The sequence below is a fragment of the Rhodoplanes sp. SY1 genome, assembly GCF_046000175.1.
In the GTDB taxonomy this organism is placed as follows: Bacteria; Pseudomonadota; Alphaproteobacteria; order Rhizobiales; family Xanthobacteraceae; genus Rhodoplanes.
In genome coordinates this window covers 24,501-47,183 of sequence record NZ_JBEOMB010000071.1, presented here as the reverse complement: position 1 = coordinate 47,183, position 22,683 = coordinate 24,501, and the positions used below count along the sequence as shown (strand labels likewise).

The 22,683-nt window shown below is 69.1% G+C and carries 17 protein-coding genes; 16 read left to right on the top strand and 1 reads right to left on the bottom strand.

The features are described from left to right. Positions 1-258: 258 nt before the first annotated feature. The 6 genes from dsrO (at position 259) to ABTU92_RS18770 (ending at position 9,574) form a co-directional block, all read left to right on the top strand. Positions 259-1,029, top strand: coding sequence for a sulfate reduction electron transfer complex DsrMKJOP subunit DsrO (gene dsrO, locus ABTU92_RS18795; protein ID WP_408093163.1), 771 nt, complete (start codon positions 259-261; stop codon positions 1,027-1,029). Further along, a complete protein-coding gene (gene nrfD, locus ABTU92_RS18790) occupies positions 1,026-2,126 on the top strand; it encodes an NrfD/PsrC family molybdoenzyme membrane anchor subunit (protein ID WP_408093162.1) in 1,101 nt (366 codons plus the stop codon). Before dsrO ends, nrfD begins: the two co-directional genes overlap by 4 nt. A 10-nt stretch (positions 2,127-2,136) precedes the next feature. Continuing rightward, positions 2,137-5,226 carry a molybdopterin dinucleotide binding domain-containing protein gene (locus ABTU92_RS18785; protein WP_408093161.1) on the top strand — a complete coding sequence of 1,030 codons (3,090 nt, stop codon included), beginning with the start codon at positions 2,137-2,139 and terminating at the stop codon, positions 5,224-5,226. An 808-nt stretch (positions 5,227-6,034) separates the two neighbouring features. Next, positions 6,035-8,113 (top strand): methyl-accepting chemotaxis protein, encoded by a 2,079-nt coding sequence (locus tag ABTU92_RS18780; RefSeq protein WP_408093160.1) that lies wholly within the window; start codon positions 6,035-6,037, stop codon positions 8,111-8,113. A 28-nt stretch (positions 8,114-8,141) separates the two neighbouring features. After that, positions 8,142-8,474 (top strand): hypothetical protein, encoded by a 333-nt coding sequence (locus ABTU92_RS18775; protein ID WP_408093159.1) that lies wholly within the window; start codon positions 8,142-8,144, stop codon positions 8,472-8,474. Between the two features lie 92 nt (positions 8,475-8,566). Next, positions 8,567-9,574 carry a helix-turn-helix domain-containing protein gene (locus tag ABTU92_RS18770; protein WP_408093158.1) on the top strand — a complete coding sequence of 336 codons (1,008 nt, stop codon included), beginning with the start codon at positions 8,567-8,569 and terminating at the stop codon, positions 9,572-9,574. Between the two features lie 231 nt (positions 9,575-9,805). Here the strand turns inward: ABTU92_RS18770 and ABTU92_RS18765 are convergent, their stop codons facing one another. Continuing rightward, a complete protein-coding gene (locus ABTU92_RS18765; RefSeq protein ID WP_408093157.1) occupies positions 9,806-10,504 on the bottom strand; it encodes an alpha/beta fold hydrolase in 699 nt (232 codons plus the stop codon). 248 nt (positions 10,505-10,752) lie between these two features. Here ABTU92_RS18765 and ribD point away from each other — a divergent pair, with 248 nt between their 5' ends. The 10 genes from ribD to nuoF all read left to right on the top strand — a co-directional run bounded on the left by ribD (position 10,753) and on the right by nuoF (position 22,592). Continuing rightward, positions 10,753-11,856, top strand: a complete 1,104-nt coding sequence (gene ribD, locus ABTU92_RS18760; RefSeq protein WP_408093173.1) for a bifunctional diaminohydroxyphosphoribosylaminopyrimidine deaminase/5-amino-6-(5-phosphoribosylamino)uracil reductase RibD — start codon at positions 10,753-10,755, stop codon at positions 11,854-11,856. Between the two features lie 152 nt (positions 11,857-12,008). Next, on the top strand, positions 12,009-13,283 hold the full coding sequence (locus ABTU92_RS18755) for an amino acid ABC transporter substrate-binding protein (RefSeq protein WP_408093156.1): 1,275 nt from the start codon (positions 12,009-12,011) through the stop codon (positions 13,281-13,283). 571 nt (positions 13,284-13,854) lie between these two features. After that, positions 13,855-16,566 carry a GNAT family N-acetyltransferase gene (locus ABTU92_RS18750; RefSeq protein ID WP_408093155.1) on the top strand — a complete coding sequence of 904 codons (2,712 nt, stop codon included), beginning with the start codon at positions 13,855-13,857 and terminating at the stop codon, positions 16,564-16,566. Positions 16,567-17,146: 580 nt separating this feature from the next. Further along, positions 17,147-17,512, top strand: coding sequence for an NADH-quinone oxidoreductase subunit A (locus tag ABTU92_RS18745; RefSeq protein WP_408093154.1), 366 nt, complete (start codon positions 17,147-17,149; stop codon positions 17,510-17,512). Further along, a complete protein-coding gene (locus tag ABTU92_RS18740) occupies positions 17,482-18,093 on the top strand; it encodes a NuoB/complex I 20 kDa subunit family protein (RefSeq protein WP_408093153.1) in 612 nt (203 codons plus the stop codon). Before ABTU92_RS18745 ends, ABTU92_RS18740 begins: the two co-directional genes overlap by 31 nt. 13 nt (positions 18,094-18,106) lie before the next feature. After that, positions 18,107-18,727 (top strand): NADH-quinone oxidoreductase subunit C, encoded by a 621-nt coding sequence (locus ABTU92_RS18735; RefSeq protein WP_408093152.1) that lies wholly within the window; start codon positions 18,107-18,109, stop codon positions 18,725-18,727. Positions 18,728-18,815: 88 nt separating this feature from the next. After that, positions 18,816-19,193, top strand: a complete 378-nt coding sequence (locus tag ABTU92_RS18730) for a four helix bundle protein (protein WP_408093151.1) — start codon at positions 18,816-18,818, stop codon at positions 19,191-19,193. 131 nt (positions 19,194-19,324) lie between these two features. Beyond that, positions 19,325-20,515, top strand: coding sequence for an NADH-quinone oxidoreductase subunit D (locus ABTU92_RS18725; protein ID WP_408093150.1), 1,191 nt, complete (start codon positions 19,325-19,327; stop codon positions 20,513-20,515). Beyond that, positions 20,515-21,270 (top strand): NADH-quinone oxidoreductase subunit NuoE, encoded by a 756-nt coding sequence (gene nuoE, locus ABTU92_RS18720; protein WP_408093149.1) that lies wholly within the window; start codon positions 20,515-20,517, stop codon positions 21,268-21,270. The genes ABTU92_RS18725 and nuoE overlap by 1 nt, the downstream gene beginning before the upstream one ends. Next, positions 21,270-22,592 (top strand): NADH-quinone oxidoreductase subunit NuoF, encoded by a 1,323-nt coding sequence (gene nuoF / locus ABTU92_RS18715; protein ID WP_408093172.1) that lies wholly within the window; start codon positions 21,270-21,272, stop codon positions 22,590-22,592. The genes nuoE and nuoF overlap by 1 nt, the downstream gene beginning before the upstream one ends. Positions 22,593-22,683 lie beyond the last annotated feature (91 nt).

Sequence of the window (22,683 nt, the reverse complement as noted above, 5' to 3'; positions counted from 1 at the left end):
GACCCATACTCCGCTCATCCCCGCGAAGGCGGGGATCCAGAATCACACGTCGTGCCGCCCCTGGGTCCCCGCCTTGCGGGGACGAGCGGACGTCGGGTCCGATTCATCCCGGCCGACGCATTAGGGGTTAACCCCTAAGTCCTTGGGGGAAATCTCCAAATTACCGCCGGCTGGGGATCGGCGTAGCGTTCCGGCATGCCGCGGAGCGGCCGGGCGCGCGTTTGCGTGTCGTGGCCCTCCGGCGAGGAGGAGCCCGGCATGGCCGACACGAGACGTGATTTCTTCAGAACCCTCGGCGCCGTGACGGTCGGTGCGGCGAGCGCGGCCAAGGCCGCGAGCGCCGCGCCGGCCGCGGCTGCCGGACCGGTCGCGGCCGGCGCCACCGCCGCAGGGGCCGCCGCATCGCCCGGCCGGACGCCGCGCTTCGCCATGGTGGTGGATGTCGCGAAGTGCATCGGCTGCCAGTCCTGCACGGTGTCCTGCATCCACGAGAACGCCGTGCCGGAGGATTCATTCCGCACCATCGTCTCGACCTACGAGGTGCAGGAGGGCGACCGCGCCGCCATGGTGATGCTGCCGCGGCTCTGCAACCACTGCGCCGACGCGCCCTGCCTGCCGGTCTGCCCGGTCGGCGCCACCACGCAGCGGGCGGACGGCATCGTGGTGGTCGACGCCAATGCCTGCGTCGGCTGCGCCTACTGCGTCCAGGCCTGCCCCTACGACGCCCGCTTCGTCAATCACGACACCCAGAAGGCCGACAAGTGCACGTTCTGCGCCCACCGGGTAGAGGCGGGGCTGCTGCCGGCCTGCGTCGAGTCCTGCGTCGGCGGCGCCCGCATTTTTGGTGATCTCGACGACCCGAGCAGCACGGTCGCCAAGCTGGTGGCGAAGGGTGAGGCGAAGGTGCTCAAGCCCGAGCTCGGCACCCGCCCGCACGTCTTCTATCTCGGCCTCGACGACCGGCTCGCCGGCAAGGTCGAGGGCGAGCCCACCTTGTGGCACCCGTCGCACCGGGAGACGCACGCATGACCATCCTCGAAGTCGTCAACGTCTCGCGCGACGTCACCTGGCTGCCCTGGGCCGTGCAGTATTTCTTCCTCGTCGGCCTGTCGGTCGCCGGCTTTCTCGTCTCGGTGCCCGGCCTCGCGCTGGGCGCGCGGAGCCAGCGCGGCTTCGCCAAGAACGCGCTGATCGGCGCGCTCGCCTGCGGGCTGGTGGCGCCCGTCGCGCTGCTCGCCGACCTCCACCAGCCCGGCCGCTTTTGGCGCTTCTATGCGAACCCCAATCTCGGCTCCTGGATGGCGTGGGGCGCGTTCTTCATCCCGTGCTACGTGGCCGGCCTGCTCGCCTACGCCTGGGCGGCGCTGCGTGGCGATCTCGCCGCGGCGGGGCAGGGCGACGACCTCGTGTCGCGCCTGCGCCGGCTGATCGCCATGGGCGGCACGCCGAGCCCGCGGCTGACGAAGATCTTCGCTGGCTGGACTGTCGTGTTCGGGCTCTTGATCCTGCTCTACACCGGCATGGAGACCATGGTGGTGAAGGCGCGGCCGCTGTGGAACACGCCGGTGCTGCCGCTGCAGTTCGCCGCCACCGCCTTCACGGGCGCGGTCGGCCTGACGCTGCTGATCGCCCGGCTGCGCGGCGACGCGACGCTCGCCGCCGACGCGGTCGCGGCGCGGTGGATGACGGCGGCGCTGCTCTCGACGATCGCGCTCGGTCTCGTCTGGTATGCCCTCGGCGCCGTCGGGCTCAGCGAGACGCATGCCCGGGCTTTGGAAAGCGTCGCCGGCCATCGCGCCTGGCAGGTGACGGCCGTGTGGGCCGGCGCCGCGACGGCCCTGCCGCTCCTGCTGCTGTGGCTGCGGCCGCCCGGCTGGGCCTGGCTCGTCGGCCTGCTCGGCCTGCACGCCGCCTGGATGTTCCGCTGGACCGTGTTCATCGGCGGCCAGACCGTGCCGAAGACCGGCGCCGGCCTCTACGTCTATCAGCTCCCGCTCGGCCATGACGGCCTGCTCGGCATCGCCGGCTCGCTCGGCCTGTGGCTGTTCGTCTTCGTCCTGATCACCACGCTGCTGCCCGACGCCACCGCTGCACGGTCGCGCGCCGCGCTGGCGCCCGCCGAGTAGGAGATCCGCCATGGACCGCAGAACCCTTCTGAAGACCGGCGTCGCCGTCGGCGGGCTCGGGGCCTTCGCGGCCGGCTATGCCGAGACCGGCCGCAAGGTGGTCGAGGGCGTCGTCGACTCGCTCGCTCCCAAGGCGAAGGCCGCCGACATCCACGGCGCCTCGCTGAAGCCCGAGTTCACGGTCGATCCCGCGACCGGCCAGCTGACGTCGAACCCGGACCAGCAGGTCTCCTATGTGATGTGCATGGGCTGCACGACCTATTGCGGCGTCCGCGTGCGCGTCGACAAGACGAGCGGCGCGGTCCTGCGGGTCGCCGGAAATCCGTTCCACCCGCTCTCCGCCGATCCGCCGCTGCCCCCCGACATGTCGATCCGGGACAGTTTCGTCGCGGTGTCGCGGGCCGGCGAGAAGGGCCTCGACGGGCGCTCGACCACGTGCGGGCGCGGCTCGGCGATGCTCGGCTGGATGACGAGCCCGTATCGCATCACGCAGCCGTTGAAGCGCGTCGGCCCGCGCGGCGAGGGGCGTTGGCAGCCGATCTCGTTCGAGCAGATGGTGCGCGAGGTCGCGGAGGGCGGCGACCTGTTCGGCGAGGGCCATGTCGACGGCCTGCGCGCGCTGCGCAGCTTCGATCCGATCGACCCGAAGGCGCCCGAGCTCGGGCCGAAGGTCAATCAGGTCGGCCTCCTGTCGTCGACCAACGAGGGTCGTGAGAACTTCGCCCGGCGCTTCGTGCAGAAGGCGTTCGGCTCGCTCAACTTCATCGGCCACGGCGGCTATTGCGGCGGCTCCTACCGCTCCGGCTCGGCCGCCGCCATGGGCAACGTCAAGACGCTGCCGCATGCCAAGCCCGACTTCGCCAATTGCGAGTTCATCATCTTCTGCGGCACGGCGCCGGCCAACGCGGGCAATCCGTTCAAGCGGCAGGCCGCGATGGTCGCCAAAGGCCGCACCGACGGCAAGCTGAGCTACGTCGTCGTCGATCCGGTGATCGGCCACTCGGACAGCCTCGCGGCCAAGCATCGCGGCCGCTGGATCCCGATCAAGCCGGCGACCGACGGCGCCTTCGCCATGGCGCTCGCCCGCTGGATCATCGACAACGAGCGCTACGACCGAAACTTCCTGACGCAGCCGAGCCCCAAGGCGGCGGCCGCCGCCGGCGAGGCCGGCTGGAGCAACGCGACGCATCTGGTCGTCGCCGAGCCGGGTCATCCGCGCGAGGGCTTCATGCTGCGCGGGTCCGATCTGGGTTTGGTGATCGAGGGAGAGAAATACGCCGACAAGGATCCGTTCGTCGTGGTCGATCCGGCGACCGGGCAACTCGTGCCGCACGCGGCGCTGGCCGGCCCGGCCGCGCTGTTCGTGAGCGACGCCTTCACGGTCGGCGACAAGTCGATTCGTCTGCGCTCGTCGTTCGATCTCTATGCCGAGAGCGCGCGGCGCTTCTCGCTGGAGGAGTATGCGGCGGTCTGCGGCATCCCGGCCGAGACGCTGGCGGGACTCGCCGAGGAGTTCACCAGCCACGGCAAGAAGGCGGCCGTGAACACCCATGGCGGCACCATGGCGGGCAACGGCTTCTACAGCGCCTTCGCGCTCGTCACACTCAACACGTTGATCGGGAACATCAACGTGAAGGGCGGCACGATGGTGCCGGGCGGCGCCTTCCCGGCGGAAGGCAAGGGGCCGCGCTACGACCTCGACGACTTCCCCGGCCGGGTGACGCCGAAGGGCACACCGCTGTCGCGCAACGTGCCCTACGAGCGCTCCAGCGAGTTCAAGCGCAAGAAGGACGCCGGCAAGCCGTATCCGTCACAGGCGCCGTGGTATCCTGCCGCGCCGCAGCTCGGGTCGGAGTGGCTGACCAGCGCGCTCAACGGCTATCCGTATCCGCTGAAGGCGCTGTTCGTCTGGAACGCCAACCCGATCTACGGCATCCCGGGCCTGAAGGGCGCGGTCGCGACGGCGCTGAAGGATCCGAAGAGGCTGCCGCTGATCGTCTCGATCGACCCGTTCATCAACGAGACCGGGGCCTTCGCCGACTACATCCTGCCGGACACGCTGCTGTTCGAGACCTGGGGCTTCGCGGCGCCCTGGCACGCGGTGCCGAGCCGCACCTCGACGGCGCGCTGGCCGGTGGTCGACTCCAAAAACGCGAGGACGGCCGACGGCGAGCCGATCTCCATGGAGGCGTTCTTCATCGCGCTCGGAAAGACGCTCGGCCTGCCGGGTTTTGGGCCGAACGCCATGGCGGATTCGTTCGGCACGCTGCTGTCGCTCGACAAGCCGACCGACTGGTTCTTCCGCGCTGCCGCCAATGTCGGCTTCGCCGGCCAGAAGCCCGTGAACGACGCCACCGACGAGGACGTCGCGCTGACCGGCTTCGGCCGCCACGTGCCGGCCCTGCAGGCGACGCTGAAGCCCGAGGAGTGGCGCAAGGCCGCCCACGTGTTCACGCGCGGCGGGCGCTATCAGCCCTACGGCCAAGCCTACGACGGCGACCGCATGGCCCAGAAATTCGCGCCGGCCCTGACGCTCTACAACGAGCAGGTCGGCACGGCCAAAAGCTCGATGACCGGCAAGCGCCACTCCGGCGTGCCGCAATGGACGCCGCCGTGCTTCTGCGACGGCACGCCGATGCGGAGCGTCTATTCGGAGACGGAGTGGCCGATGCTGCTGATCAGCCAGAAGTCGGTGCTGATGAGCGCCTACACGATCGGGCTCGACCGGCTGCGCGGCATCCATCCGGAGAACCCGGTCGCCCTGCACGCCGACGACGCGGCGCGGCTCGGCATCGCCAACGGCGACACGGTGCGGATCGCGACGCCGGGCGGCACGGTGGTCGGCACGGCGCTGGTTCGCAAGGGCGTGATGCGCGGCGTGATCGCCGTCGAGCACGGCTTCGGCCACACCGAGTTCGGGGCGCGGTCGCACCAGATCGGCGGGAACCGCCAGGCCGACGGAAAGGCGCTCGGCGCCGGCATCAACCTCAACGATCTCGGCCTGTCGGACCCGACCCGCAAGGACCTGTCGGTCTGGCTCGACCCGGTCTCCGGCACCTCGGTCCGCCAAGGCCTGCCGGCGCGAATTTCGCGGGCGTGAGGGACTGATCGTTGGTCGTGACATCGGCGCGTGCGGGTCGCAGCGCGAGCAGGGAAGGCCGAGCACCGGGACGGCGACGGCGGCCTCTCGGTGCCGGTCGACGCGGCGCGGATCGACGGAGCTGATGGTCGCGCAGGCCGGGCCATGAACTCCCGCCCCGGCATCCCGGCGACAGCGCATCGCGGATCGAGGGTGACCACTGGGGCATGTCGCCGGCGACCAGCTCGGCGTGCCGCACCCTCGTCAGCACGGATCGCTACGTCGCTGGGGGGCTCCTTGCCCGACAGAACGCAGCGCCGCCTTTATCTGCGCGGACCAGAACAATGGTGGCGCACGCTTGGCGTGCAACGGCGACTCTACGAAGCTGACGCGGAAAGCCGCAGCTTTCGCGCGAGGCCGATTCATTTTTGCCATCCGAAGAGCCCCCGATCTTCATACCTCCTTCGCGGAAATCCGACATTCCTGCGCGAATCCGACAATTGAAATCCAGCGAATACATTCATTTTCGCAGAAAGAAACGAGAATAACCTTCATGCCCACTGTATCGCAAAGAACACATGAGTTGTCTTGTTGAAGTACTTTTGAATTTTTACTAAAAATTAATCCGCAAACAGTCAAAACAGTAACAACGGCGTATCGCCGTGACCGTGAGTCATCATCCGGTCGGTGCCTAGTCCAGTTCAGATCGTTCGCTGAAACCTCCGCACAACGGAGCGACACGTCACGCGGCTCGGTGCAGGTGAACCCCTGTGCGCGGCCCTCAGACGACGTGTGCTCCGGCGGATGCACCGTCGAGGAACAAGGCCCCATGTCCATAGCCATGTCCATGTCCAGCCCGCCGGTCCCGGTGTCGAAATCGAGCCGCCTGAGCCTCCTGGTCAGCCGGCTCCCGATCGGCACGCGAATCTATGCCGCGTTCGGCGTCACCCTGGTCCTGCTGGTCGCGCTCGCCCTCTTGGCCGTGCGCAGCATCAACTCCATCGGGCAGTCCTTCGACACTTACGGGACGATCAGCACCAACACGGTCGCGGGCCTCGCCATCGAGCGCAACTTCATCGGCTTGCGTCGAAACGTGCTGGCCTACACGACGACGGGCAGCCCCGAGGCGTTGGAGCGGGCGCGTGAGTTGGCGGCTGCCCTGCCGAAGGACATCGCTGCGTTGACCGACGCCCTGATCGTCGCCGAGCGGAAGGCGGCCCTGCAGGCGGTCAGGCCGCTCGTCGACCAGTATGTCGGGGAGATCGGCACGGCCGTGACGCTGCGCACGGCGCGCGAGAAGACGGTCGCCGAGCGCATGGATCCGCTCGGGACGAAAGCGCGCGCGACGGTGGCCGAGCTGGTGCGCAAGCTGACGGCCGACGGGGAGGCCGAAGCCGTGGCCGCCGCGGCGCTGGTGCGCGAGGCCCTGATGCTGGCGCGCCTCGACGCCCTGCGGTTTCTCGGCAAGCCCGATCAGGCGACGGTGTCCCGGTTCCGCACCAGCCTTGCCGCGTTCGACACGGCGGCAGCCGGGCTCGACCGGCGTCTGAGCAATCCCGAGCACCGCCGCCTCGCGGCCGAGACGACCCAGACGATGCACGCGTACGCTCAGGCGTTCGAGGCGGTGGTGAAGGAGACCGCCGAGCTGAACGCGCTGCTCGACCGCACCTTCGTCGCGCTCGCCGACCGCATCAACACGGCGCTCGGCGCGTACAGCCAGGCGCAGCGCGCCGGCCTCGCCCACATCCAGTCCGAGACGCATCAGGTCGTCGCCCAGACGAACGTCCTGATGATCGGCCTCGGCATCGCCGCCGTGGTGCTCGGGCTCGCTCTCGCCGTGGTGATCGGCCGCGGTATCTCGCGACCGCTGGTCGGCCTGGTCGCCGCGATGAAGCGGCTCGGCGAAGGTGATTTCTCGGTGGTGCTGCCGGGCCTCGGCCGCGGCGACGAGGTCGGCGCCATGGCGGCGGCCGTCGAGGCGTTCAAGGTCAAGGCGGCCGAGCGGGCGCAGCGCGAGGCCGAGGAGAAGGCCGAGCAGGACCGGCGCGCGAGCGCCGAGCGAAAGGCCGAGATGGTCCGGCTCGCCGACGGCTTCGAGCGGGCGGTCGGCGGAATCGTCGAGACGGTGTCGTCCGCGGCGACCGAGCTCGAGGCGGCGGCCGGCACGCTCACCCGTACGGCGGAGACCACGCAGCATCTCTCGGCGACCGTCGCGGCCGCCTCCGAGCAGGCCTCCACCAACGTCCAGTCCGTCGCGTCCGCCACCAACGAGATGGCCGCGTCGGTCAGCGAGATCAGCCGCCAGGTCCAGGAGTCGACCCGGATCGCCGGGGAGGCGGTGCGGGAGGCGCAGGAGACCGACACTCAGATCGGCCACCTCTCGGTCGCCGCGGGCCGCATCGGCGACGTCGTGAAGCTGATCACGGCGATCGCCGAGCAGACCAATCTGCTGGCCCTGAACGCGACCATCGAGGCGGCGCGGGCGGGCGAGGCCGGCAAGGGGTTTGCCGTCGTCGCTCAGGAGGTGAAGGCGCTGGCGGCCCAAACCGCCAAGGCCACGGGTGAGATCTCGTCCCAGATCGCCGGGATGCAATCGGCCACCCAGGCTTCGGTCGTCGCGATCAAGGCGATCGGCGGGACGATCGCGCGTGTCTCGGAGATCTCCGCCACCATCGCGGCCGCCGTCGAGGAGCAGGGTGCGGCGACCTCGGAGATCGCCCGGAACGTCCAGCAGGCGGCGGCCGGCACCACCGAGGTCGCAAGCAACATCACGCAGGTCAACCGCGGCGCCGGCGAGACAGGGTCGGCCTCCTCCCAGGTGCTGTCATCGGCGCAGTCGCTGGCCGGTGAGAGCAACCGTCTCAAGCTGGAGGTCGACCGGTTTCTGGCGAACGTCCGTTCGGCATGACGCGAATCGTCCTCACAGGAGTGATCCAATGTCGAACATCGTCGACTTCCCCAAGGTGCCGCTGGCCGAGAACGCTCCCGAGACCGGTCCGACCGACGCTCACCGACTGCTGGGCTCGCTGCTCGACTGCACGCAGCCGTTGATGGCGATCCTCGACGCGCTGGACCGGGCGGCGGCCGATCTCCCGGACGCTAACGATCATCAGAACCGGATCGCCGAGTCGAAGGCCGTGATGGCGAGCGCCCGCGCGCGGCTCCGCTCCGTCATCATGACCAGCATCCTCGCCGTGGACGGTGTCGTGATGATGCCCGACGGGAATGCGACAATGCTCACAGGAGGCAAGGACAGCGGCCGCCGCTGACTGGCTCCCGACGAACCACCCCGACTCGCTCCGGCCTTTCCAGTGGCCGGCCGGAGCGGGCAAGAAGAGAAAAATCGAACGGAGGGGACGGCATGCTCGACCGCTTCGTGATCGTCCGATCCAGCAGCTTCGACGAGTATCGCGCGGGCGGGCGCGTGTTCACTCCGGAGGTCTCCAGATTCGAGCCCGCGGCGCGAGAGGCCTTCAAGGGTCAGATTGCGGCCTTCACGTTTGGAAAGGCTTCCGATTCGGTCATCCTCGGCTCGGCCGTCACCTCGGTCGGTGTGCTGGCGCGAATGGAGCCGATCGAGGCCGTGCGAGTGCTGCTGCCGACCTCGGCCGCGTTCTGCATCCAGGGCGGGCGCTGGACCCGCGAGTTCGCCGGTTTCGGCCGGGCGGCGCTGATGCCGGCACGCGGCTTGGACGGCCAAGCCGGAGCCGGGCATTTCCTCGAGGTGCGGATGCCGAGGTCGCGCCTCGCCGGGGCGATGGATCTGCTGGAGTGCAATGCCGAGATCGGCGCCGTGCTCGATCGGTTCGGCTGCGATCCGCGCCTCGACGGACTGCGGCTTTTCGCCGAGCACGTTCATCACTTGGTCGCCAGCATCGATCAGGAGCCGGCCGCGCTGGTCGACTTCGACCGCTTCCGGAGCGCGCACGAGCAGATCCTCGTTCTTCGCCTCGCGCGCGTCATCGCGGCGGCGGCGCGCCACTCGCGACAGCGCGGCCCCTCGCGTGGCGGCGTCGCGCTGCCTCGTGCCATGGAGTTCATTCACGCTCATGCCGAGGGCGATGTCGATCTCGCCGCTCTAGCACGTTACGCTGGTGTGTCTTTGCGGACGCTGCAGTTCCGCTTCCGAAGTGAGTTCGACAAGACCATCGTGCAGTATGTGCGCGACCACCGCCTGGCGCTTGCGCGAGACCGGCTGGAGCAGGCGGACCCGGAGGCGACCGTTACGGGAATCGCCGTCGCGACCGGCTTCAGCCATCTCGGCGAGTTCTCGCGGCTGTATCGGCAACGTTACGGCGAGCTACCGAGAGAGACTCTGCAGCGTGCGCGTGCCGGCAAAGCTCGAAGCTGGTCCGGCGATAGGCCGTGAACGGCACGACGCGCCGGCACCCCTCTCCCGAGTCGCGGGCGCCGTCGCTCCGACTATATATGACCTGTCGGCATTCCGGGGCGCGCGGAACGCGAGAACCCGGAATCCAGCGACGACGAGCGCGTTTCTGGCTGGATTCCGGGTCCGGCGCGGAGCCTGTCGTCGGGCCGGCCGAAGGTCGGACCCGATGGCGCCGGCCCGGAATGACGGCGCCGATGGGTGGGAACGAACTCACACCGCCAGCAGGATGCGGGCGACGCCCTGCGGGTCGGCCACCATGGCGTCATGGCCGCAGGCGAGCGCCTCCATCTTCCACGAGGGGTCGGCGGCGAGCTTCGCCGTCACGGCGTCGAAGGCGGCGCTGGGGAAGCCCTTGGCGCGGATGAACACCTTCCTGGCGATCTTCTCGCGCGCACCCGTCAGCACCATGCGGTCCGTGTAGGTCTTCATGGGGTGTGGTGTGCAGAGACTGTCGACCCACGGTCGGTCCGGCTCGGCGACCCCGAGCGCCGACGCGGGGTAGGGCTTGAGCGCGATCTCGCCGGTCTGCGGCGCGGCCGCGATGGCGTCGCGGACGCCCTGCGACGTGCCGTCGATCATGGCCGAGCCGTTCTCCGGCATGAAGGCGTCGAGGAAGACGAGGGCGCCGATCTTGTCGGCGACCTGCTCGGCGACGCCCGAGAGGATGAAGCCCGCATAGGAGTGGCCGACCAGGATCACGTCCGCGAGCCGCTCCCATTTGATCACGTTGACGACGTCGGCGACGTGGGTGTCGAGCCCGACCGTCGGGCCGAGCAGATGGCTGCGCTCGCCGAGCCCGGTCAGGGTCGGGGCGAACACGCGATGTCCTTGTTCGACGAGCAGGTCGGAGACGCGGCGCCAGCACCAGCCGCCGTGCCACGCCCCGTGCACCAGCACGAAGGTTTTCATCGATGGTCTCCGGATCGCCGCGCGCGAACGGACAGGCGCGGCCGAGAGGCGGGGGCGGGTGGATTAGATACCCGGCCCGCGCGGGCGTCCATGCCGCCGGCTTCGGAGCGGAAATGCGGAATTCGCGCGACACGCTTGCGACGCGACCGCCGGCCCGGCATGGTCGCGGCCCTTCGTCCGAACCGTGCAGAACCGCCGTGCCCGCGCCGAAAAGCACTCCCGCCGATCCCGCCCTCGACGCGCGCTTCATGGCGCTGGCGCTGGCGCTCGGCCGCCGCGGGCTCGGCAACACCTGGCCGAACCCGGCAGTCGGTGCCGTGGTCGTGCGGTTCGACCGCGGCGCGCCCCGCATCGTCGGCCGCGGCTGGACCCAGCCGGGCGGCCGCCCGCATGCCGAGACCGAGGCGCTGACGCGCGCCGGCGACCTTTCCCGCGGCGCCACCCTGTACGTCACGCTCGAGCCGTGCTCGCATCACGGCAGGACGCCGCCCTGCGTCGACGCGATCCGGGCGGCCGGCATCGCCCGCGTCGTCTCGGCGATCGCGGATCCGGACACGCGCGTGGCGGGGCGCGGCCACGCCATCCTGCGCGACGCCGGGATCGCGGTCGACATCGGGGTCGGTGCCGCGGAGGCGCTCGCGGCGCATGCCGGCCACATCCGGCGCGTGCTGGAGGGGCGGCCGCACGTCACGCTCAAGATGGCGCTTTCGGCCGACGGCAAGGTGGCGCTCGCCGGCCGGCGACCCGTCGCCATCACGGGCGCGGCGGCGAACGCTCGCGTCCACCTGATGCGCGCCATGCACGACGCGATCCTGGTCGGCATCGGCACGGCGCTGGCCGACGACCCGCTGCTCACCTGCCGGCTGTCGGGCCTTTTTCCGCGCTCGCCGGTGCGGGTGGTGATGGACGCGACGCTGAGGCTGCCGCTCGCATCGCGGCTGGTGACGACGGCACGCGAGACGCCGCTGTGGATCGTCACGCGGCCCGATGCGCCGGCCGACGCGGCGGCGCGGCTGCGCGACGCCGGCGCCCGTCTGATCCATGTCGCGCCGGCCGACACCGGTCCAGGCGTCGACCCGGCCGCGGCGCTGCGGGCGCTCGGCGGCCTCGGCATCACCCGGCTGCTGGTCGAGGGCGGCCCGACCGTCGCGGCCGCGCTTCTGCGCGCCGACCTGATCGATGCGGCGGTGCTGCTGCACGGGCCGCAGGTGATCGGCCCGGACGGCATCGATCCCCTGGAGGGGGTTTCGCTCGCGGCGCTGACTGCCGGGCGGGCGCTCACCCTGCAGGCGACTGCGATGCTCGGGCCGGACCGGCTCGACGCTTACGTCCGCCGCTCGCTGCCGCGCTGAGGCCCATCGCGGCCGTTGCTCCGGCGCGCCCGGCGACCTATCGTCGACAGGCGACCAACGAACAGGACCGCTCCGCCGGCACCGTCGATCCGCGAGCCTCGTCTCGCGGACCAGAACGGGCCGGGACGGGAGCGGCCAAGGGAGAGAAACAAGTGACCGACTTCACGCGACGCGAGACGCTCGTCCGCGGCGGCACGGCGCTCGCCGGCACGCTCGCTGCCTTCTCGGTGCCGGGAACGGCGGCCGGGCAGGGTGCGCCCATAAAAATCGGGTTCAGCATGGCGCTGACCGGCGGGCTCGCCGGCGGCGGTCGCGCGGCGCTGCTCGCCTATCAGATCTGGGCCGAGGAGGTGAACCAGAAGGGCGGCCTGCTCGGCCGCAAGGTCGAGCTCGTCTATTACGACGACCAGTCCAATCCGGCGACGGTGCCGGGCATCTACACGAAGCTCCTCGACGTCGACAAGGTCGACCTGGTGATCTCCGGCTACGCGACGGTGCCGACCGCCGCCGCCATGCCGGTGGTGATCCAGCGCGGCAAGCTGTTCATGTCGCTGTTCGCCCTCGCCGCCAACGACCAGTTCCGCTACGACCGCTACTTCCAGATCCAGCCCAACGGGCCGGAGGCGAAGTTCGAGTTCTCGAAGGGCTATTTCGAACTGGCCGGCAAGCTCGACCCGAAGCCCCGCACCGTCGCGCTGGTCGGCGCCGACGCCGAGTTCTCGATCCTGGCGCTCGAAGGTGCGCGCGAGAACGCCAAGAAGGCCGGCTTCCGCATCGTCTACGACCGCACCTATCCGCCCTCCACGGTCGACTTCACGCCGATCGTCCGGGCCATCAAGGCAGCCAATCCGGATCTCCTGTTCATCGCGTCCTATCCGCCCGACTCGGCCGGCATGATCCGTACCGTCCACGAGGTCGGGCTCGGCGCCCGGATGGTCGGCGGCGGCATGATCGGGCTGCAGTTCGCGGCGCTGAAGCAGCAGCTCGGGCCGATGCTGGAGAACGTCGTCGCCTACGATCTCTACGTCCCCGAGCCGACCATGAACTTCCCCGGCATCGAGCAGTTCCTGGTGAAGTATCGCGAGCGCGCCGCGCCCGCCGGCGTCGATCCGCTCGGCCTCTACATCCCGCCCTTCGCCTATTCGGAGATGCAGATCCTCGGCGCCGCCGTGCAGGCGGTCGGCTCGCTCGACGACAAGGCGCTGGCTGATCACATCCGCAAGACGAAGTTCACGACGATCGTCGGCGACATCGCCTTCGGCGACCGGGGCGAATGGGCGGAGCCGCGCATCCTGCTGATCCAGTACCGCGGCATCGAGGGCAACGACCTCGAGCAGTTCAAGAAGCAAGGCAAGCAGGTGATCCTGCACCCGGCCAAGTACAAGTCGGGCGACCTCAAGGTGCCGTTCGAGCCGATCAAGCGGTAGGCGGGGCTGAGAGGCTTCCGTCCTCCGCTCTTGCCCGCGAAAGCGGGCATCCAGGAGCCGAGTGCTCCGACGCCCCTGACCGTGTTTTCGCGCGGGCTTTGCATCATCTGTCATTCCGGGGCGCGCCGAAGGCGCGAACCCGGAATCCAGCGGCGAACTCGACATTCTGGGCTGGATTCCGGGTTCGGCGCTGTGCGCCGCCCCGGAATGACCTCGCGGGGCGTCTGGCCGCCCCGGAATGACGGAGCCCCCACCGCGTCGCTGGGTCGCGCCTTCGGTAAACTGCGCATGTAAGGGCCGCGCGAGTCGGGCTACAGAGCCCCGAGGCCGGTCCCTATCTCCCGACGTTCTCGACGCTTTTTGTATTAGTTCGGGAGTCGCCCGGTCTCCCGCCCGACCTTTTCCATCCGCAGCCTGCGCCGTTCGTCGTCTTTTCGTTTGCACGCCGCCTTCGTAGTTTTGCGTTGCAGCAATGCCGCGTTTTCGCAAGCCGCGAAAATCGCGCATCGAGCCGACCATTCTGCCGGGGATCTGTCCGCTGCAGGTCCTCGGCGCCAGACGAGGCGAATCCATGAGCACCTACCGACTGCAGTCGCTCTTCGCCCCGAAGTCGCTGGCGCTCGCCGGAGCGAGTCCGCGCGATCTCTCCCTCGGGCGTATCGTTCTTCGAAACATTCGCGACGCCGGCTTCAAGGGCAAGCTGCAGCTCGTCAATCCGCGCCACGCCGAGATCGACGGCGTGCCGGCGGTGGCGAGCCTCGACCAGCTCGAGGGGACGCCGGACATGCTCGTCATCACGGCGCCGCCGGCCGAGGTGCCGGGGCTGGTGGCGAAGGCCGGCGCGCTGAACATCCCGGCCGCCGTGATCATCACCTCGGGGCTCGGCCACGGCCCCGGCTCGCTCGCCGAAGCCACGGCGCAGGCGGCGCGGCCGCATGGCCTGCGGGTGCTCGGGCCGAACTGCCTCGGCGTCCTGGTGCCGAGCCTCGCGCTCAATGCCAGCTTCGCCACCCGCATGCCGAAGGTCGGCGACCTCGCGCTGATCTCGCAGTCGGGCGCCATCGCCTCCAGCCTGGTCGAGTGGGCGGCGAGCCGCTCGATCGGCTTCTCGGCCGTGGCCTCGATGGGCGATGCCGTCGACGTCGACTTCGGTGACCTGCTCGACTACTTCGCGCTCGATCGCAAGACCCGCGCGATCCTGATGTATGTCGAGTCGATCACCGACGTGCGCAAGTTCATGTCGGCGGCCCGCGGCGCCGCCCGCGTCAAGCCCGTGATCGTCGTCAAGTCCGGCCGCCACACCGAGGCGGCGCGCGCCGCCGCGACCCACACGGGCGCGCTCGCCGGCGCCGACGCCGTCTACGACGCGGCGTTCCGGCGCGCCGGCCTCCTGCGCGTGCTCGACCTCGACGAGCTGTTCGCCGCCGCCGAGACGCTCGGCCATCTGAGCCCGTTCGAGGGCAAGCGCCTCGCCATCATGACCAACGGCGGCGGCATCGGGGTTCTGGCGGTCGACCGGCTGGTCGACTTCGGCGGCACGCTGGCGACCCTGTCGGAGAAGCGCGTCGCCGAGCTCGACGCCGTGCTGCCGAAGTCCTGGTCGCGCTCCAACCCGGTCGACCTGATCGGCGACGCCGACGCCAAGCGCTACCGCGCCGCGCTGGAGCAGCTCATCTCCGACCGCGACAACGACGCCGTGCTGGTGATGAATTGCCCGACCGCGCTCGCCTCGCCGGCCGAGTCGGCCGCCGCCGTCGTCGAGGTGATCCAGCGCGAGCGTGCGCGGAGCATGATGCGCAAGCCCGTGCTGTGCGTCTGGGTCGGCGATCGCGGCGAGGCGACCCGCATCTTCGACCAGGCCGGCATTCCGCATTACGACAGCGAGACCGAGGCGATCCGCGGGTTCATGCATCTGGTCCGCTATCGCGAGGCCAACGATTCGCTGATGGAGACGCCGCCGAGCGTGCCGACCCAGTTCGTCTCCGACACCGAGACGGCGCGCGGTGTGATCACCAAGGCGCTCGCTGCCGGCAAGACCTGGCTCGACCCGATCGAGATCGAGACGCTGCTCGGCGCCTACGGCATCCCGGTGGCGCCCAGCCACCTCGCCCGCAACGGCTTCGAGGCGGCACGCGCGGCGCGGCCGTATCTGGCCAAGGGCCAGGCCGTGGTCCTGAAGATCCTGTCGCCCGACATCGTCCACAAGTCGGAGATCGACGGCGTCCGCCTCAACATCCTGAGCGAGGAGGCGGTCCGCCGCGAGACCGAGGACATTCTGGCCCGCGCCCGCGTGGCGATGCCGAAGGCGCGCCTGATCGGCGTGACCGTGCATCCCATGGTGGTCAAGCCGAAGGCGCGCGAATTGATCGTCGGCGCCACCGAGGATCCGATCTTCGGACCCGTGGTGGTGTTCGGGCGCGGCGGCATGGCGGTCGAGGTGCTCAACGACAAGGCGCTGGCGCTGCCGCCGCTCGACATGAAGCTCGCCCGCGATCTCGTCGATCGCACCGGCGCCGGCCCGCTGCTCGGCGCCTACCGCAACGTGCCGCCGGCCGACCGCCAGGCGATCGAGCTGGTGCTGGTGAAGATCTCGCAGCTCCTCGCCGACATGCCGGAGATCCGCGAGATCGACCTCAATCCCGTCCTGGCCGACGAGAGCGGCGTGATCGCGGTCGACGGTCGGATCACCATCGCGGCCGTGGCGGCCGGCGCCCGCACCCGCTTCGCCGTGCGGCCGTATCCCAAGGAGCTGGAGATGCACGTGCCGGGCTGGGACGACCACCCGGTGCTGCTGCGGCCGGTGCGCCCGGAGGACGAGCACCTCTATCTCGACTTCTTCAAGCACGTCAGCGAGCACGACCTGCGGCTGCGCTTCTTCGCGCCCGTGAAGGAGTTCAGCCACACCTTCATCGCCCGCATGACGCAGATCGATTACGCCCGCGCCATGGCCTTCGTCGCCATCGAGGAGCGCACGGGCGAGATGCTGGGCGGCGTGCGCATCCACTCGGACGCGAACTACGAGAAGGGCGAGTACGCCGTGCTGGTTCGTTCCGACCTCAAGGGCAGGGGGCTCGGCTGGGTGCTGATGCAGCGGATGATCGACTACGCCCGGGCCGAGGGCCTCTCCGAGGTCGAGGGCCAGGTGCTGCGCGACAACACCACGATGCTGCGCATGTGCACCGACCTCGGCTTCCGCATCGAGCACGACCCGGAGGATCCGGGCCTGTGCAAGGTGGTCCTCGACCTCAGCGCCGAGGGGCCGGTCGCGAGCGCGGCGGAGTGAGGCGGGCAAGCTCGCCGAGGGGCTGTCTCGCCCGCGCGGGCTCGTCCTCACGGGGGCTCCCGCGCACGAGCTCGCGCGCACGGCCGGCCCGGGTGGCTCCGGCCGGCGCGCAGGCGCCGGCCGGACAGGGGGCGGAATGTTGATTCGCTACATCTTGCCTTGCGGCACCGAGTCATCCTTCTCATGATACCGCGGACGGCACCGACGCGGCGCGTCGCCGGCGCTTCGAGAACTGCCGGCGGAGGTGTCGTGCTCGGGTGGAAATGCCTTGGAGTATGCCTATTTAGGGAACCTGCACCACGCCGCCCCGGCCACCTCGGTCGCGGCGTCCGGATGCCCTGGCGATGCAGAGCCGCTGCCCCTTCTTCCGGCACCCGGGCCGCTTGCGGCCTGTGGGGCACTGCGGTAAGCGTCTCGCGTCGCCGCCCTGGAACCGCTCCAATCGATTGTCCAGGGACGCCGCGACGCGGGCACAGCGGGGTTGCCTGGACCGGAACCGTCCGGGACCGAGAAGCACGAAAACGACCGCCGGCAGGGGCCTCCCTCCCGTCGGAATGTCGATCGCGATCAGGGGTCTCGAATGAACGCCTTGCTGCTCGACTATCTGCCGATCGTGGTGTTCGTCGCCATCGCCCTCGTGATCGTGCTCGGCCTGATGGTCGCGCCGTTCCTCATCGCCTACAAGAATCCCGACGCGGAAAAGCTCTCGGCCTATGAATGCGGGTTCAACGCATTCGACGACGCCCGCATGAAATTCGACGTTCGATTCTATTTGATCTCCATCCTGTTCATCATTTTCGACCTCGAGGTCGCGTTCCTGTTTCCCTGGGCGGCGGCGTTCGGCGAGATCGGCTTGTTCGGTTTCTGGTCGATGATGGTCTTCCTCGGCGTCCTGACCATCGGCTTCGTCTACGAATGGAAGAAGGGAGCCCTCGAATGGGATTGACCGACCGGACCCAATCCGACCGGACCCTGGTGGCCCCGGCCGCGACCGGCGTCCTCGATCCGCGCACCGGGAAGCCGGTCGGGGCCGACGACCCCTTCTTCGTCGGCCTGAACGACGAGCTCGCCGACAAGGGCTTCATCGTCACGGCGACCGACGAGATCATCAACTGGGCGCGCACCGGCTCGCTGATGTGGATGCAGTTCGGGCTGGCCTGCTGCGCCATCGAGATGATCCACGCGGCGATGCCGCGCTACGACCTCGAGCGCTTCGGCTTCGCGCCTCGCGCCTCGCCGCGCCAGTCCGACGTGATGATCGTCGCCGGCACGCTGACCAACAAGATGGCGCCGGCGATGCGCAAGGTCTACGACCAGATGCCGGAGCCGCGCTACGTCATCTCCATGGGCTCGTGCGCCAACGGCGGCGGATACTACTATTACTCCTACTCGGTGGTGCGCGGTTGCGACCGCATCGTCCCGGTCGACGTCTACGTCCCGGGCTGCCCGCCGAGCGCGGAGGCGCTGCTCTACGGCGTTCTGCTGCTCCAGAAGAAGATCCGCCGGACCGGCACCATCGAACGATAGGCGCGAGGATCGCATGGACGACAAGGTCGTCGTGGACAGGCTCGACGAGCTCGGACAGGCCGTCCTGCGCGCGTTGCCGGGCGCCGTGACGGGGTACAGCGTGGCCGTCGGCGAGCTGACGATCACGGCCGTGGCCGCGGAGATCGTCGCGGTCACAAAGCGGCTGCGCGACGATCCGGAGTTCGCCTTCGTCGGCTTCGTCGACGTGACGGCGGTCGACTGGCCGCAGCGGCCGAAGCGCTTCGACGTGGTCTACCACCTGCTGTCGCCGACCAAGAACTGGCGCATCCGGATCAAGACGCAGACCGACGAGACGACGCCGGTGCCGTCGATCATCTCGGTCTATCCGGGCGCCGACTGGTTCGAGCGCGAGGTCTACGATCTCTACGGCGTGGTGTTCGACGGGCATCCGGACCTGCGCCGCATCCTCACCGACTACGGCTTCGAGGGGCACCCGCTGCGCAAGGACTTCCCGCTCACCGGGTTCCTGGAGGTGCGCTGGGACGACGAGCAGAAGCGGGTCGTCTACGAGAAGGTGCAGCTCGGCCAGGAGTTCCGCAACTTCGACTTCCTCTCGCCCTGGGAGGGGACCGACTACGTGCTGCCGGGCGACGAGAAGGCGAAGACGGGCTGAGACCGCTTCGCGGGCGAATGGCGAGTAGCGAATAGCGAATAGAGGAAGCGATCCGGCGTGGTCAGGATGCGGCAGACAGGGGCGAATCGTGAGCGGTCGAGAGATCAGCTCCTATCGGGACCTGCGCGTCTGGCAGGACGCGATGGCGCTCGCCGAATTCTGCTATCGGCTCACCAAGGTGTTCCCGAGGGAAGAGCTGTTCGGACTGTCGGCGCAGATCAGGCGTGCGGCGGCTTCGGTGCCGGCCAACATCGCGGAAGGCCACGGACGGGAGCATCGGGGAAGCTTCGTTCAGCATCTGAGGATCGCTCAAGGATCGCTGAAGGAGCTGGAGACCCATCTTCTCCTGGCGGTCAGGGTCGGAGTGGTGGAGAGCGCGGCCATCGCCTCGATCATGGCGGACTGCGAAACGGTGGGAAAGATGCTGCGCTCGCTCATCCGGTCGCTGCAGAACAAGGCCGGATGACGGCGCGATGGCGCGATGGCGCCGATCGCTACGGACCTTACGCTACTCGCTACTCGCTACGCTACTCGCTACTCGCTACTCGCTATTCGCTACTCGCTACCCGCTACTCGCGTCTCACAGGCGACCTGAGCATGGCCGAAACGTCCGTCCGCAGCTTCACGATCAACTTCGGGCCGCAACATCCGTCGGCGCACGGCGTGCTGCGGTTGCTGCTCGACCTCGACGGCGAGGTGGTGGAGCGGGCCGACCCGCATGTCGGGCTCCTCCATCGCGGCACCGAGAAGCTGATCGAGTACAAGACCTACATGCAGGCGATCCCGTATTTCGATCGCCTCGACTACTCCTCGCCGATGTCGCAGGAGCACGTCTTCTGCTTGGCGATCGAAAGGCTGCTCGGGCTCGAGGTGCCGCGTCGCGGCCAGCTCCTGCGTGTGCTGTTCCTCGAGCTGACCCGCATCAAGAACCACATTCTCAACATCACGACCGGCGCGCTCGACATCGGCGCGCTGACGCCGCCGCTGTGGGGCTTCGAGTTCCGCGAGCAGATCATGGGCTTCTACGAGCGCGCCTCGGGAGCCCGCATGCACGCCAACTACTTCCGTCCGGGCGGCGTGCACCAGGACGTGCCGCAGGCGCTGCTCGACGACATCGAGGCGTTCTGCGACCCATGCCTCGAGATGATCGCGGATCTCGACGCGCTGCTCACCGAGAACCGCATCTTCAAGCAGCGCATGGTCGACATCGGGATCATGACGCTCGACGAGTGCTGGGGCTGGGGCTATTCGGGCCCGCTCGTGCGCGCCGCCGGCGGCGCCTGGGACCTGCGCCGCGCCCAGCCCTACGAGTGCTACGACGAGATGGAGTTCGACATCCCGGTCGGCAAGCACGGCGACTGCTACGACCGCTATTTGGTGCGCATGGAGGAGATGCGGCAGTCGATCCGCATCATGAGGCAGTGCCTCGCCAAGCTGAAGCAGCCGGACGGGCAGGGGCCGGTGCTCGCCACCGACAACAAGGTGACGCCGCCGCGCCGGGGCGAGATGAAGCGCTCGATGGAGTCGCTCATCCATCACTTCAAGCTCTACACCGAGGGTTTCCACGTGCCGGCCGGCGAGGTCTACGCGGCGGCCGAGACCCCCAAGGGGGAGCTCGGCGTCTATCTGGTCGCCGACGGCACCAACAAGCCCTACAAGTGCAAGATCCGGGCGACCGGCTTCGCGCATCTGAGCTCGATCGATCACATCAGCAAGGGGCACATGCTGGCCGACATGACCGCCATCATCGGCTCGCTCGACCTGGTGTTCGGGGAGGTTGACCGCTAATGGCCGTCCGTCGTCTCGCTCCCGCCGAGAAGCAGCCGGAGGCGTTCGCCTTCACGGCCGAGAATCTCGAATGGGCCAAGGGCCAGATCGCCAAGTATCCGGAGGGACGCCAAGCCTCGGCCGTGATCCCGCTTCTGTGGCGGGCACAGGAGCAGGCCGGCGGCTGGGTGCCGCAGAAGGCGATCGAGCACGTCGCCGCGCTGCTCGGCATGCCGGTGATCCGGGTGCTCGAGGTCGCGACCTTCTACACGATGTTCAACCTCGAGCCGGTCGGAAAGCATCACGTCCAGCTCTGCGGCACGACGCCCTGCGTGCTGCGCGGCGCCGAGGCGCTCAAGAAGGTCTGCAAGGAGAAGATCGGCCACGAGCACCACGTCACGGCCGACGGCACCTTCTCCTGGGTCGAGGTCGAGTGCCTGGGGGCCTGCGTCAACGCCCCGATGGCCCAGATCAACTACGACTACTACGAGGATCTGACGCCCGAGAACTTCGCCAAGCTGCTCGACGATCTCGCGGCGGGCCGCGAGGTGAAGACCGGGCCGCAGATCGATCGGCAGTTCTCGGCGCCGGTCGGCGGGCCGACCACGCTGACCGGGGACGCCGGGACGGGTGCGCCGGCGACCGAGAAGGAGCCGGCGCTCGCCGACAGCGACGCCAAGCGGCCCGGCGAGGCCGCCAACGTGCGTGACGAAGCCGTTCCCAAGCCGCCGGTCGGGGTCGGTCCCCGCGGCGGCAGAAGCACCAGGCGCGAATGATGCTGCACGATCGCGATCGCATCTTCACCAATCTGTACGGCCTCCACGACTGGGGCCTCGCAGGCGCGCGCAAACGTGGCGCCTGGGACGGCACCAAGGCGCTGCTGGAGAAAGGCCGCGACGGCATCATCGCCGAGATCAAGGCCTCGGGCCTGCGCGGGCGCGGCGGCGCCGGCTTCCCGACCGGGCTCAAATGGTCGTTCATGCCGAAGACCTCGGCGGACGGACGCCCGAGCTATCTGGTCGTCAACGCCGACGAGTCGGAGCCCGGCACCTGCAAAGACCGCGAGATCCTGCGCCACGATCCGCATCTGCTGATCGAGGGCTGCCTGGTCGCCGGTTTCGCGATGGGCGCCTCGGTCGGCTGGATCTATGTGCGCGGCGAGTTCGTCCGGGAGCGCGAGCGCCTGCAGGCGGCGATCGACCAGGCCTACGAGGCCAGGCTGATCGGCAAGAACAACATCCACGGCTTCGACTTCGACCTCTACGTCCATCACGGCGCCGGCGCCTATATCTGCGGCGAGGAGACGGCGCTGCTGGAGAGCCTCGAGGGCAAGAAGGGAATGCCGCGGCTGAAGCCGCCGTTCCCGGCCAATGTCGGCCTCTACGGCTGTCCGACCACGGTCAACAATGTCGAGAGCATCGCGGTCGGCCCGACGATTCTTCGTCGCGGCGCATCGTGGTTCTCGTCCATCGGCCGCCCCAACAACACGGGAACAAAGCTGTTCTGCATCTCCGGGCACGTCGAGAAGCCGTGCAATGTCGAGGAGGAGATGGGCATCCCGCTGCGCGAGCTGATCGAGCGGCATGCTGGCGGCGTGCGCGGCGGCTGGGACAATCTGCTCGCCGTCATCCCGGGCGGCTCGTCGGTGCGCTGCCTGCCGGCGAATCTCTGCGACGACCTGCCGATGGACTTCGACTCGCTGATGAAGCTGAAGTCGGGTCTCGGCACCGCGGCCGTGATCGTGATGGACAAGTCGACCGACATCGTCCGGGCGATCGCGCGCATCTCCTACTTCTATCGCCACGAGAGCTGCGGCCAGTGCACGCCGTGCCGCGAGGGCACCGGCTGGATGTGGCGGGTGGTGTCGCGCATGGCCGAGGGCCGGGCGCAGAAGCGCGAGATCGACATGCTGCTCGAGGTGTCGAAGCAGGTCGAGGGCCACACCATCTGCGCGCTCGGCGACGCCGCGGCGTGGCCGATCCAGGGCCTGATCACGCATTTCCGCCACGAGATCGAGAAGCGCATCGACGACTATGCGGGCCGCCCCGACGACGAAGGCGTGCGCGATCCCGACACGGTTGCCGAGGCGGCGGAGTGAACTGAGAACGAGGCGCAGCCGAGGGCTTCTGCGTCATGCCCGGCCTTGAGCCGGGCATCCATCGGACGAAGACGATGGATCGCCGGTCGGG